This window comes from Streptomyces sp. CB02400 (genome assembly GCF_001905725.1).
Classification (GTDB): Bacteria; Actinomycetota; Actinomycetes; order Streptomycetales; family Streptomycetaceae; genus Streptomyces; species Streptomyces atrovirens.
Genome location: NZ_LIWB01000013.1, coordinates 94,125 through 105,903, shown reverse-complemented (window position 1 = coordinate 105,903; position 11,779 = coordinate 94,125). Strand labels below are relative to the sequence as shown.

Annotated in this window: 10 protein-coding genes; 6 read left to right on the top strand and 4 right to left on the bottom strand. The window is 71.0% G+C overall.

Going from position 1 to position 11,779, the window contains the following annotated elements; all coding sequences use genetic code 11:
* Positions 1 to 102: 102 nt before the first annotated feature.
* From AMK33_RS27575 to AMK33_RS27560, 4 genes are all read left to right on the top strand, one after another.
* Positions 103 to 1,698: an MFS transporter gene (locus AMK33_RS27575; protein WP_073935673.1), complete on the top strand. Its 1,596-nt coding sequence runs from the start codon at positions 103 to 105 to the stop codon at positions 1,696 to 1,698.
* 77 nt (positions 1,699 to 1,775) lie between these two features.
* The gene (locus AMK33_RS27570; protein WP_073935672.1) at positions 1,776 to 2,396 is read left to right on the top strand and encodes a TetR/AcrR family transcriptional regulator; all 621 of its coding nucleotides are present in this window, start codon (positions 1,776 to 1,778) and stop codon (positions 2,394 to 2,396) included.
* Positions 2,397 to 2,580: 184 nt separating this feature from the next.
* Positions 2,581 to 3,633 (top strand): endonuclease/exonuclease/phosphatase family protein, encoded by a 1,053-nt coding sequence (locus AMK33_RS27565; RefSeq protein ID WP_075806921.1) that lies wholly within the window; start codon positions 2,581 to 2,583, stop codon positions 3,631 to 3,633.
* Positions 3,634 to 3,747: 114 nt separating this feature from the next.
* Positions 3,748 to 4,971 carry an MFS transporter gene (locus AMK33_RS27560; protein WP_073935671.1) on the top strand — a complete coding sequence of 408 codons (1,224 nt, stop codon included), beginning with the start codon at positions 3,748 to 3,750 and terminating at the stop codon, positions 4,969 to 4,971.
* Positions 4,972 to 5,590: 619 nt separating this feature from the next.
* Here the strand turns inward: AMK33_RS27560 and AMK33_RS27555 are convergent.
* The 3 genes from AMK33_RS27555 to AMK33_RS27545 are packed head-to-tail and all read right to left on the bottom strand — an operon-like array spanning position 5,591 to position 8,674.
* Positions 5,591 to 7,342 carry an NAD+ synthase gene (locus AMK33_RS27555; RefSeq protein WP_073935670.1) on the bottom strand — a complete coding sequence of 584 codons (1,752 nt, stop codon included), beginning with the start codon at positions 7,340 to 7,342 and terminating at the stop codon, positions 5,591 to 5,593.
* Between the two features lie 49 nt (positions 7,343 to 7,391).
* Positions 7,392 to 8,015, bottom strand: coding sequence for a DUF305 domain-containing protein (locus AMK33_RS27550; protein ID WP_073935669.1), 624 nt, complete (start codon positions 8,013 to 8,015; stop codon positions 7,392 to 7,394).
* Entirely contained in the window at positions 8,012 to 8,674 is a 663-nt protein-coding gene (locus AMK33_RS27545; RefSeq protein WP_073935668.1) for a DUF3105 domain-containing protein, read from the bottom strand. Before AMK33_RS27545 ends, AMK33_RS27550 begins: the two co-directional genes overlap by 4 nt.
* Before the next feature lie 161 nt (positions 8,675 to 8,835).
* Between AMK33_RS27545 and AMK33_RS27540 the strand changes: the two genes are divergently transcribed.
* A complete protein-coding gene (locus AMK33_RS27540; RefSeq protein WP_073935667.1) occupies positions 8,836 to 9,279 on the top strand; it encodes an RrF2 family transcriptional regulator in 444 nt (147 codons plus the stop codon).
* Between the two features lie 276 nt (positions 9,280 to 9,555).
* Positions 9,556 to 10,917 (top strand): glutamine synthetase family protein, encoded by a 1,362-nt coding sequence (locus AMK33_RS27535; protein ID WP_073935666.1) that lies wholly within the window; start codon positions 9,556 to 9,558, stop codon positions 10,915 to 10,917.
* 144 nt (positions 10,918 to 11,061) lie between these two features.
* On the opposite strand, the gene AMK33_RS27530 is transcribed toward AMK33_RS27535, so the two are convergent.
* Positions 11,062 to 11,619 carry a DinB family protein gene (locus AMK33_RS27530; protein ID WP_073935794.1) on the bottom strand — a complete coding sequence of 186 codons (558 nt, stop codon included), beginning with the start codon at positions 11,617 to 11,619 and terminating at the stop codon, positions 11,062 to 11,064.
* Positions 11,620 to 11,779: the final 160 nt, after the last annotated feature.

The following is an 11,779-nucleotide window of genomic DNA, read 5'->3' as shown; positions in this document are numbered from 1 at the left end:
AGGCACCCCTGTGAGTTCCACCGTGCAATATCCCGGCAAGTTCTGGGCAAAACGTTTACGATACGAGACGGTTCCGTATCGTAATTGACTACTCTGGGCCGCATGACTTCTCCTGCCGCCCCTGCCCGCCGCCGGGTCCCGGAAGCCGTGCACCGGCGTCGTTGGGTGATCCTCGGCGTGCTGATGCTGAGCCTGCTGATCGTCGTACTCGACAACTCGATCCTGAACGTCGCCATCAAGACGATCTCCACCCCCGCCCCCACCGGCCTGGGCGCCACCCAGAGCGAGCTGGAGTGGGCGATCAACTCCTACACCCTCGTCTTCGCCGGTCTGCTCTTCAGCGCGGGACTCCTCGGCGACCGGCTCGGCCGCAAGAAGGTGTTGATCGGCGGTCTCGTCGTGTTCGGCGTCGGCTCGGCGCTCGCCGCGTTCTCCGGCTCACCGGCCGAGCTGATCGGCTTCCGCGCGGTGATGGGCCTGGGGGCCGCGTTCGTCATGCCGGCCACCCTGGCCGTCCTGATGAACGTCTTCGAACGCGACGAGCAGCCCAAGGCCATCGGCATCTGGGCGGGCGGTGTGGGCCTCGCCATCGCCATCGGCCCGATCACCGGCGGATTCCTCCTGGACCACTTCTGGTGGGGCTCGGTCTTCCTCGTCAACGTGCCCATCGTCGTCCTCGCCGTCGCCCTGATGCTGTGGCTGGTCCCCGACTCCCGCGACCCGAACCCGGGCCGGATCGACCCCGTCGGCGTCGTCCTGTCCGTGGCCGGACTGGTCCTGCTGGTCTACGGCATCATCAAGGGCGGCCAGCTCGCCGACTTCACCGACGTCACGGTGGTGTCGACGATCGGCGCCGGTCTCGCCGTACTCGCCGCGTTCGTGGTGTTCGAGAAGCGCAGCGACCACCCGTCCATCGACGTCACCTACTTCAAGAACAAGGTGTTCTCCGCCGCGGTCGTCGCGATCGCGCTGGTCTTCTTCGCGCTGATGGGCGTGACGTTCTTCGCCGTGTTCTACACCCAGAGCGTGCGCGGCTACTCGCCGCTGGAGACGGGCCTGCTGATGCTGCCGCTGGCCGCCACACAGATGATCTTCGCGCCGCGGGCCCGCCTCCTGGTGGACCGCTTCGGCAACAAGGTCACCACGACCGCCGGCCTGCTGGTGCTCGCCGCGACGCTGGCCGCGTTCGCCACCCTGGACGGGGACACGCCGATCTGGATCCTGGAGGTCGTCTTCTTCCTCATGGGCGCCGGCATGGCGCACGTCATGACACCGGTCAGCGTCGTCATCATGCAGGCCCTGCCCCGCGAGAAGGCCGGCTCCGCCTCCGCCCTCAGCAACGTCTTCCGCCAGGTCGGCGGCGCCCTCGGCATCGCCGTACTCGGCTCGGTGCTGTCCGCCGCCTACCGCAACGGCATCGAGGACGACCTCGGCCTGCTGCCGCCCGGCGTCCGGCACACCGCCGGCGAGTCCATCGAGGCCACCCTGGCCGTGGCGGCCCGGCTGGGCGCGCGCGGCGAGCCCCTGATCGGCGCGGCCGACGACGCGTTCCTGCACGCCATGCACGTCACCGCGCTGTGGGGAGCGGGCGTCGCGGTGCTGGGCGCGGTCGTCGTCGCCGTGTTCCTGCCCGGCCGTACGCCGACGCCCGAAGGGGACGAGGAGGAGCAGGAACTGATGCCGGCGGCGGACCGATGACCCCTGGGCGGTGGACCGTCGCCACCGCCCACCGGGAGAATCGTCCCAGCCCACCCCTGACGTAAGGACCCGACGACGTGATCCCGGCCGACACCGACCCCCGGCAGGACGGACCCGCACGGGGCCGCCCCCGCAGCGAGGCGGTCGAACGCGCCATCATCGAGGGAGTGATGAAGCTCCTGGAGGACGGCGTGCCCCTCGCGGAGCTCTCCATCGAGCGCATCGCCCGCACCGCCGGCGTCGGCAAGGCCACCATCTACCGCCGCTGGAACGGCAAGGAGCAGCTCCTCGTCGACGTCCTGCGCGCCGCCGAGCCCCCGGACCCCCAACTCCCCGGCACCTCCATGCGCGACGACCTCGTCGTCCTGCTGGAGTCCCTGCGCCTGCGCGGCCTGGCCGGGCGGACCTCGGCGATCCTGCACAACGTGCGCGCCCAGATGAAGAGCAGCCCCAACCTCTGGGCCGCCTACCACGACACCGTCATCCTGCCGCGCCGCCGGCTCGGCCTGGAGGTGCTGCGCCGGGGCCGGGAGAACGGCGAACTGCGCGCCGACGTCGACATGGAGATCCTCAACGACATCGTCGTGGGCCCCATCCTCGTCCGCACCGTCCTGCGCCCCGACGCCGACCTCCCGGACGACCTCGCCGAACAGGTCGTCGACACGCTCCTCCAGGGCCTACGCCCCGTCACCGGCTAGCCGCGATGTGCGCGTTTCGTCACAGAGGACGCTTTCCCCGCCCCCGCCCGGAACTCCCCGAGCGCCCCCGCACGTCCTCGCCCCCGTACGGCCGTCGAGAGGCGGCAGGAAAGGAACCGATCATCCCCTAGGGTCTTACGGACACGGGGGCGACGGTGTGCACGGCAGGTTGTGAGGCGACGGTATGGCGCAGCAGGCGTACATGACGGAGACGGACAACGGCGGTTCGGGGTCCGAGCCGCAGCCGACCCGGCTCCGACGCCTGCGCGAGCGCCTCACCAGAGGCTGGCGCGGCGACCGCCGTATCTGGCGCCGCGGCCTCGTCCTGGCCGCCTGCTCGGTCCTGACGGCCCTGGTCATGCTGGCCCACGGCCACATCCCGAACGCGATCGGCAACCTGGGCAGCCTGGTGGACACCTTCCTCCCCTGGGTGGGCCTGCTGATCCCCGTACTGCTCGTCCTCGGCCTGATCCGCAAGTCGGCGACGGCGCTGATCGCGACGATCCTGCCGGCGGCCGTCTGGCTGAACCTCTTCGGCGGCCTGCTCACCGACAAGACCGCCACGGGCGGCGACCTCACGGTGGCCACGCACAACGTCAACGCCGACAACCCGGACCCGTCCGCCACCGCCCGCAGCGTGGCCGCCTCGGGCGCGGACGTGCTGGCCCTGGAGGAGCTGAAGGCGTCGGAGGTCCCGACGTACGAGCGGGCGCTGGAGTCGACGTACGAGTACCACGAGGTGGTCGGCACCGTCGGGCTGTGGAGCAAGTACCCCCTGAGCGACGTGAAGGCGGTCGACATCCGCCTCGGCTGGAAGCGCGCGATGCGGGCCACGGTGGCCGCCCCCGCCGGCCAGGTCGCCGTCTACGTCGCCCACCTCCCCTCGGTCCGCGTGAAGCTGGAGGCCGGTTTCACGGCCCGTCAGAGGGACAAGAGCGCCGACGCCCTGGGTGAGGCCATCGCCGACGAACCGCTGCCGAACGTCGTGCTGCTCGGTGACCTGAACGGCACGATGAACGACCGCGCCCTGAACGCCGTCACCTCCCAGATGCGCTCCACCCAGGGCGCCGTGGGCAGTGGCTTCGGCTTCAGCTGGCCGGCGTCGTTCCCGATGGCGCGGATCGACCAGATCCTGGTCAAGGGCGCCGAACCGGAGAGCTCCTGGACCCTCCCGGCCACGGCGAGCGACCACCTCCCCATAGCGGCCCGTGTGAGGGTCACCACACAGGACGACTGAAAACCGCAGGTCAGCCGCCCTTTCTTCATCCCCTGGTCACTCAATGGAATACCGGACCTGCGAGACTTTGTTCCGCACGTGAACATATCTCGTCCTCCGAAAGGTCCGCACGTCATGCCCCTGGCCCTGCTCGCCCTCGCCGTGGGTGCCTTCGGCCTCGGTACCACCGAGTTCGTGATGATGGGGCTGCTCCCCGACGTCGCGGACGACCTGGGCATCTCCATCCCCAGCGCGGGCCACCTGGTCTCGGCCTACGCCCTGGGCGTGGTCGTCGGTGCCCCGCTGCTGGCCGCCGCGACCGCGCGGATGGCCCGCCGCACGGTCCTGATCGCCCTCATGGCCCTCTTCGTGGCGGGCAACGCCCTCTCGGCGCTCGCCCCCGACCACAACTGGCTGCTGGCCGCCCGCTTCCTCAGCGGCCTCCCGCACGGTGCCTTCTTCGGCGTGGGAGCGGTGGTCGCCACGACGATGGTGGCCCCGGAACGCAAGGCCCGCTCGGTCTCCCTGATGTTCCTCGGCCTGACCGTGGCCAACGTGGCGGGCGTCCCCGTGGCCACGCTCATGGGCCAGAACGTCGGCTGGCGGGCCACCTTCCTCGGGGTCAGCGCCATCGGCCTGGCGGCGATGGCGTCCCTGGCCCTCCTGATCCCCCGCGACGCCACTCCCGCCCCGCGGTCCGCGCTGCGCGGCGAACTGGCGGCGCTGCGGTCCCTGCCGGTCTGGCTGGCCCTCGGTACGACGGTCGCGGGCTTCGGAGCGCTCTTCGCGGCGTACAGCTACATCACGCCGATGCTGACCGGTACCGCGGGGTACGCCGAGACGAGCGTGACGCTGCTGCTGGCCCTGTTCGGCGTGGGTGCCACGGCCGGCAACCTGCTGGGCGGGCGGCTGGCCGACCACTCCCTGCGCGGGACGCTGTTCGGTGGTCTGGCTTCGCTGACGGCGATCCTGGCGCTGTTCCCGCTGCTGATGCGGACGGAGGTGAGCGCGGCGATCGCCGTGACCGTGCTCGGTACGGCGGCGTTCGTGACGGGGTCGCCGTTGCAGCTGATGGTGATGGAGAAGGCGTCCGCGGCGCCGTCACTGGCCTCGTCGGCCAACCAGGCGGCGTTCAATCTGGCGAACGCCGGTGGGGCGTGGATCGGGGGACTGGCCCTGGCGGCCGGCTTCGGGACGACGTCGCCGGCGCTCGCGGGTGCGTTGCTGTCCGCCTTCGGTGTCGGTGTGGCGGCGGTGGCGTACGCGGTGGACCGCAGGGCGGCGCCGGGGGTGGCCGTCGGGCGTGAGCGGGTGGTCGCGGGGGGTGTGCCGCAGCGGTCCGAGGTGAGCGGGGTCTGAGCCACGGCGCCGGCGCGGGCCGGGGGCGTGCGTGGTTCGGTGCTTTGCGGATGCCCTGTGCTGGTGTCGGCCGGGGGCCGCACGGCCCGGCGTGCTGTGCGGAGTGCCCCGGCGTCGGTGTGGGCCGGGGGTGGGGTCGCGCGGCCCGGCGCTTACGGGGTGCCGTCGCGCCCACCCGTGCCGCCCTGCGGCACGATTGCCCGCGGAGGGCGGGGGAGGTTGCGCCCACCCGTGCCGCCCTGCGGCACGACTGCGCGCGGAGGGCGGGGCGCAGGCGCGTACGGTCCGGAGCGCGTGCCACGGTGGGCGCACCGCAGCCGCTCGCGGCGGGAAGGGGACGGGGCGGGGGTGGCCGCCCGCAGTGGCTGGCGCGTCCGCGCCCCGCACCTCTCCGAGGAACCCCATCGCGCCAGTCCGAGGACGGACACCCCCGACCCGGCCCCGACCCACCCACCGACCGCAGGCGCTACCCCAGCCCTCACCGAACCGAAAGCGGCGCCGCAGGCATCCCCCCACCGGACCGAACCCCGCACCGCAGGCATCCCCCCACCGGACCGAACCCCGCACCGCAGGCATCCCACCCACCGGACCGAACCCCGCGCCGCAGGCGGTAAAGGCGTCAGCCCTCGCGCCAGCCGTTGGTGATGGGCAGGCGGCGGTCCTTGCCGAAGCCCTTCGGGGAGATCTTCGTGCCCGGCGGGTACTGCCGCCGCTTGTACTCCGCCCGGTCCACCATCCGCAGCGTCTTCGTCACCAGCTCCGCGTCGAACCCGGCCGCGACGATCTCGTCCGCCCCCCGGTCCCGGTCCACGTACAGCGCCAGGATCGCGTCCAGCACCGGATAGTCCGGCAGCGAGTCCGTGTCCACCTGCCCCGGCCGCAGCTCCGCACTCGGCGGCTTCGAGATCGAGTTCTCCGGAATCGGCGGCGTCTGCCCCCGCTCCACCGCCGCCCGGTTGCGCCACTCCGCCAGCTGGAACACCGACGTCTTGTACACGTCCTTGATCGGCCCGTACGCCCCGACCGAGTCCCCGTACAGCGTCGAGTACCCCACCGCCAGCTCCGACTTGTTCCCCGGTGCCAGCACGATGTGCCCCTCCTGATTGGAGATCGCCATCAGCAGCGTCCCCCGCAGCCGCGACTGCAGGTTCTCCTCCGCCAGCCCCGTCAGCCCCAACGCCCCCATATACGCATCGAACATCGGCTCGATCGCCACCGTCCGATAGTTCAGCCCCGTCCGCCGAGCCAGCTCCGCCGCATCGTCCTTCGAGTGCTCGGACGAGTACTTCGACGGCATCGACACGCCGTACACGTTCTCCGCCCCCACCGCGTCACAGGCGAGAGCGGCGACCAGCGCCGAGTCGATCCCCCCGGACAGCCCGATCAGCACCGACCGGAACCCGTTCTTCTCGACGTACGCCCGCAGCCCCACGACCAGCGCGGAGTACACCTCCTCGTCATCGTCGAGCCGCGAGGCGTATCCTCCGGCCGACGAGGCGTCGTACGCGGGCACAGGCTCCTCCGACAGCACGACCCGGTCGATCCGCAGCCCGTCGTCGACGACCCCCGTCGGCGCGTCGGCCTCCGCGAGGGGCAGCTCGAGGTCGACCACGACACACGCCTCGGCGAACTGCGGCGCACGCGTCACGACGCCGCCGTCACGGTCCACGACGATCGAGTCCCCGTCGAAGACCAGCTCGTCCTGCCCGCCCATCATCGCGAGGTACGCGGTCGTGCACCCGGCCTCCTGCGCCCGCTTGCGCACCAGCTCCAGCCGGGTGTCGTCCTTGTCCCGCTCGTACGGCGAGGCGTTGATCGACAGCAGCAGCCCGGCCCGGGCCGACCGCGCCGCCGGCACCCGCCCCCCGTCCTGCCACAGGTCCTCACAGATGGCGAGGGCGACATCGACCCCGCGCACCCGCACCACCGGCATGGTGTCGCCGGGCACGAAGTACCGGAACTCGTCGAAGACGCCGTAGTTCGGCAGGTGGTGCTTGGCGTAGCTCAGCACCACCTCACCCCCGTACAGCACGGCGCCCGCGTTCTGCGGCGCACCGGCCGGCTGCCCGTACTTCGGCTGGGCGGCGGCGCTGCGGTCGAGGTACCCGACGATCACCGGAAGCTCCCCGAAGCCCTCCTCGGCGAGCCGCGCGGCCAGCGAGCGCAGCGCCGCCCGCGAGGCCTCCACGAAGGACGACCGCAGGGCGAGGTCCTCGACGGGATACCCGGTCAGCGCCATCTCGGGGAACGCCACGAGGTGCGCTCCCTGCTCGGCGGAGTGCCGGGTCCAGCGGACAATCGTTTCGGCGTTGCCGGCGAGGTCGCCGACGCTCGAGTCGATCTGATTCAGGGCGAGACGTAGTTGAGGCACGGGCCCAGTGTAATCGTCAAAACGACGCGATGTCCCGGAGCCCCGTCCGCTACGGCCGGGCAGCCGCCCCCCGCTCCTCCAGCATCCCCGCCATCAGCGCGATCTCGGACTCCTGCCCCTCCACCATCCCTCGCGCGAGCCGCTTCTCGACCCCCACCTCACAGGCACGGACACACGCCTGAGCCATGTGCACCCCGCCCTTGTGGTGGTCCGTCATGAGCTGCAGGTAGAAAACCTCCGCCCGCTCCCCGCTCAGCGACCCCAGCCGCTCCATCTCGGCGTCGGTCGCCATCCCCGGCATCAGCGCGCCGTCCTTGCCGGAAGCGCTGTCACCCATCCCCATCCAGGTCATGGGCGGATCCATGGACACCTTGGGCAGCTCCCACAGGTCGAGCCACCCCAGCAGCATGCCCCGCTGGTTGGCCTGCGTCTGGGCGATGTCGTAGGCGAGCCGCCGGACCTCCTCGTCGTCCGTGCGGTCCCGTACGACGTACGACATCTCGACGGCCTGCTGATGGTGCACGGCCATGTCCCGGGCGAACCCGGCGTCCGCGGACTCCGCGGTCGGAACCGCGTCCGAGGACCCCTCGTCCCCGGCCACCGCATAGGTGATCGCCCCGGCCGCGACCAGCGCCGTCACCACGGCCCCCGCGACCAGCCCGACCTGCCTCACTTGGACAGCCCGTTGGTGCAGGCGGCCCCCGGCTCGGGCGTCTGCTCCCCCTGGACGAACTTCTCGAAGAACGCGTCCAGGTCCGGATCGTCCGCACCGGTCACCGTGCGCTGGTGCCCCCAGGCGGACAGCATGATCGGGTCCTGCTGGCCGTCCACCGGACTCATCAGCGTGTACGGCGTCTTCTTCACCTTCGCCGCGAGCGCGTCGACGGCGGCCTTGTCGGCCGAGGCGTTGTACGTCACCCACACGGCACCGTGCTCCAGCGAGTGCACGGCGTTGGTGTTGTTGATCTCGTCGGTGTAGACGTCCCCGTTGCAGTTCATCCACACCGGGTTGTGGTCACCGCCCACCGGAGGCGAGACGGGGTAGTCCACGGCCTTGGTCACGTGGTTGCGCCCCAGCTCGCCCTCCCACTTCCGCACACCGTCCTTGCCCGTGACGAACTTGCCCGAGTTCTTCGAGCCGGCGGCCGGACTGCCGTCGTCGTCCGACTGCGACTGGACGAGCACCACACCGCCGGCGACGAGCCCGACGACGATCACCACACTGGCGGCGATGGTGAGGATGCGGGCGCGACGCTCGCGGGCCTTCTCGGCACGCCGCATCTCCTCTATGCGCGCCGAACGTGCCGAGCTGCTCTTCTTGGCGGAGCCCATGGGAGTGTCCTTCGGGGGAGTGGGACGAACGGGTCAGCTGATCGTAATAGGGGAGAGGGGGCAAGCCGTAGGGTTCACGGCCAACGGAACCGGACCGCACCCCGCAGAACCCCACCCCAGAAAACTTGAACCCAAGATGCGTATTACCTACGCTCTCTGCTATGCGGCTCCTCCGCTCCACAGACCTGGCCCTGCGCGTCCTCATGCGCCTCGCCGTGGCCGGCGACTCCAACCCGACGACGCGCGACGTCTCGGAAGCCATGGACGTGCCCTACACACACGCTGCGAAGGTGGTCGCCGAGCTCCAGCACATGGGCCTGCTGACGGCCCGCCGCGGCCGGGGCGGCGGTCTGGGCCTCACGGAGGAGGGCCGTACCGCCTCGGTGGGCGCGGTGGTCCGGGCCTTCGAGGGCGAGGGGGACGTCGTCGACTGCGAGGGCACCGCCACCTCGTCCCCCTGCCCGCTGAACTCGGCCTGCCGGCTGCGCGGCGCCCTGCGCGGGGCCCAGGAGGCGTTCTTCGCCTCGCTGGACCCGGTCACGGTGGCGGACATCGTCACGGCCCCCACCGGCCCCCTCCTGCTGGGCATCTCCCCGAGGCCGTGAACCGCCCGTTGCGCCCGTTACGGATGTCGGTCCGAGCGGGCAGGATGGGCTCCGGAGCGGTACACCTGTCGTGTGCGAGGCGTTCGAGCCGCGGCAAGCCGACCGCTCGAGCCGACCGCTCGAGCCGACCGATCAAACCGTCCGATCAGGCCGACCGATCAAGGTCGGCAACGCGTATGAAACGCTGGTGTGGTGGGATGCTCGCAATGCCCGGCCGTGTCCCCGGGGCGTGGGAGCGGACAGGCGGCCTGACCGGCAAGGATGGGGAAGCGGAAGATGGACAAGCAGCAGGAGTTCGTGCTCCGGACGTTGGAGGAGCGCGACATCCGGTTCGTGCGCCTGTGGTTCACCGACGTGCTGGGCTTCCTCAAGTCCGTGGCCGTCGCCCCCGCCGAACTCGAACAGGCGTTCGATGAAGGGATCGGCTTCGACGGCTCCGCCATCGAGGGCTTCGCCCGGGTGTACGAGTCCGACATGATCGCCAAGCCGGACCCGTCGACGTTCCAGATCCTCCCCTGGCGCGCCGAGGCCCCCGGCACGGCCCGCATGTTCTGCGACATCCTCATGCCGGACGGCTCCCCGTCCTTCGCGGACCCGCGCTACGTCCTCAAGCGCGCCCTCGCCCGCACCTCCGACCTGGGCTTCACCTTCTACACCCACCCGGAGATCGAGTTCTTCCTGCTGAAGGACAAGCCGCTGGACGGCAGCCGCCCGACCCCCGCGGACAACTCCGGCTACTTCGACCACACCCCGCAGAACGTCGGCATGGACTTCCGCCGCCAGGCGATCACCATGCTGGAGTCGATGGGCATCTCGGTGGAGTTCTCCCACCACGAGGGCGCCCCCGGCCAGCAGGAGATCGACCTGCGTTACGCGGACGCGCTCTCCACGGCGGACAACATCATGACGTTCCGCCTGGTCATGAAGCAGGTGGCCCTCGAGCAGGGCGTCCAGGCGACCTTCATGCCGAAGCCCTTCTCCGAACACCCCGGCTCCGGCATGCACACCCACCTCTCCCTCTTCGAGGGCGACCGCAACGCGTTCTACGAGTCCGGCGCGGAGTACCAGCTCTCCAAGGTGGGCCGTTCCTTCATCGCGGGCCTGCTGCGGCACGCGGCGGAGACGTCTGCGGTCACCAACCAGTGGGTCAACTCCTACAAGCGCATCTGGGGCGGTACGGAGCGCACGGCGGGCGCCGGCGGCGAGGCCCCGTCGTACATCTGCTGGGGCCACAACAACCGCTCGGCGCTGGTCCGCGTGCCCATGTACAAGCCCGGCAAGACCGGCTCGGCGCGCGTGGAGGTCCGCTCCATCGACTCCGGCGCCAACCCGTACCTGACCTACGCCGTCCTGCTGGCCGCCGGCCTGAAGGGCATCGAGGAGGGCTACGAGCTCCCGCCGGGCGCCGAGGACGACGTATGGGCCCTGTCCGACGCGGAACGCCGCGCGCTGGGCATCGAGCCCCTGCCGCAGAACCTGGGCGAGGCCCTGACCCTGATGGAGCGCAGCGACCTGGTCGCCGAGACCCTCGGCGAGCACGTCTTCGACTTCTTCCTGCGCAACAAGCGCCAGGAGTGGGAGGAGTACCGCTCCGAGGTCACCGCCTTCGAGCTGCGGAAGAACCTGCCGGTGCTGTAACCGCGGACCGGAGCGGGTGTCCGGCCGGGTGTCCGGCTGACGAGCGCACGGGGCCGATGGCCGTGGGCCCCGGCCCCATGAACGTTCACCGGCGCCTGCGACCCCGCCCCGGCGGAAGACGGCGCGACAAAGGCAACGGCGCCGTCAGCCCATGCTCTTGGCGCCGTCCAAGGACTCACGGATGATGTCGGCGTGACCGGCGTGCTGAGCGGTCTCGGCGACGATGTGCATCAGCACCCTGCGGACCGACCACTCCGCGCCGGACTCGAACCACGGGGCCTTCGGCAGCGGCCACCTGGCCTCCAGGTCGGGCAGGGCGGCGACCAGGTCGTCGGTCCGGCGGGCCACGTCGGCGTACTCGGCCAGCACACCGGCCAGCGTCTCACCGGGCAGCATCCGGAACTCGTCGTCCCGCCGGGCCCAGTCGGCCTCGGTCATGGCGGTGAAGTCCCCCATCGCCGAGGGGCCGTCCAGGATGAAGTCCACCCAGTTCCGCTCGACCGAGGTGACGTGCTTGACCAGGCCGCCCAGGCAGAGCGCGCTGCTCGTGGTCCGCAGCCCGGCCTGCTCGTCGGTGAGGTCACGGGTGGTGAAGCGCAGGAAGTGCCGGTGCTTGGCGAGCATCTCCAGCAGGTCGGCGCGCTCGCCGGTGACGGCCGGGGTTCCGCTCGGGTCGTCGGTGGTCAGCTCGTTCACGGTCATGGTCATCCGCCTTCCGTTGTTCTGCTCCGTCGGACAAGGACCACGTTAGAAGTCATCTAGGTCAGATCCTGTCCTAGGACGGGGAGGGGCGGGGAGGAGAGCGCGGCGCCACGGCAAGTGGAAGCTCCCCCTCCGTAACTGCACGGAGTCTTGTCAGCCA

What these genes read in the sequence shown, in the direction of transcription:
- AMK33_RS27575 (WP_073935673.1), top strand. Translation starts at nt 103, where the DNA reads ATGACTTCTCCTGCCGCCCCTGCCCGCCGCCGGGTCCCGGAAGCCGTG.
- AMK33_RS27565 (WP_075806921.1), top strand. Translation starts at nt 2,581, where the DNA reads ATGGCGCAGCAGGCGTACATGACGGAGACGGACAACGGCGGTTCGGGG.
- AMK33_RS27560 (WP_073935671.1), top strand. Translation starts at nt 3,748, where the DNA reads ATGCCCCTGGCCCTGCTCGCCCTCGCCGTGGGTGCCTTCGGCCTCGGT.
- AMK33_RS27545 (WP_073935668.1), bottom strand. Translation starts at nt 8,674, where the DNA reads ATGGGCTCCGCCAAGAAGAGCAGCTCGGCACGTTCGGCGCGCATAGAG.
- AMK33_RS27540 (WP_073935667.1), top strand. Translation starts at nt 8,836, where the DNA reads ATGCGGCTCCTCCGCTCCACAGACCTGGCCCTGCGCGTCCTCATGCGC.
- AMK33_RS27535 (WP_073935666.1), top strand. Translation starts at nt 9,556, where the DNA reads ATGGACAAGCAGCAGGAGTTCGTGCTCCGGACGTTGGAGGAGCGCGAC.
- AMK33_RS27530 (WP_073935794.1), bottom strand. Translation starts at nt 11,619, where the DNA reads ATGACCGTGAACGAGCTGACCACCGACGACCCGAGCGGAACCCCGGCC.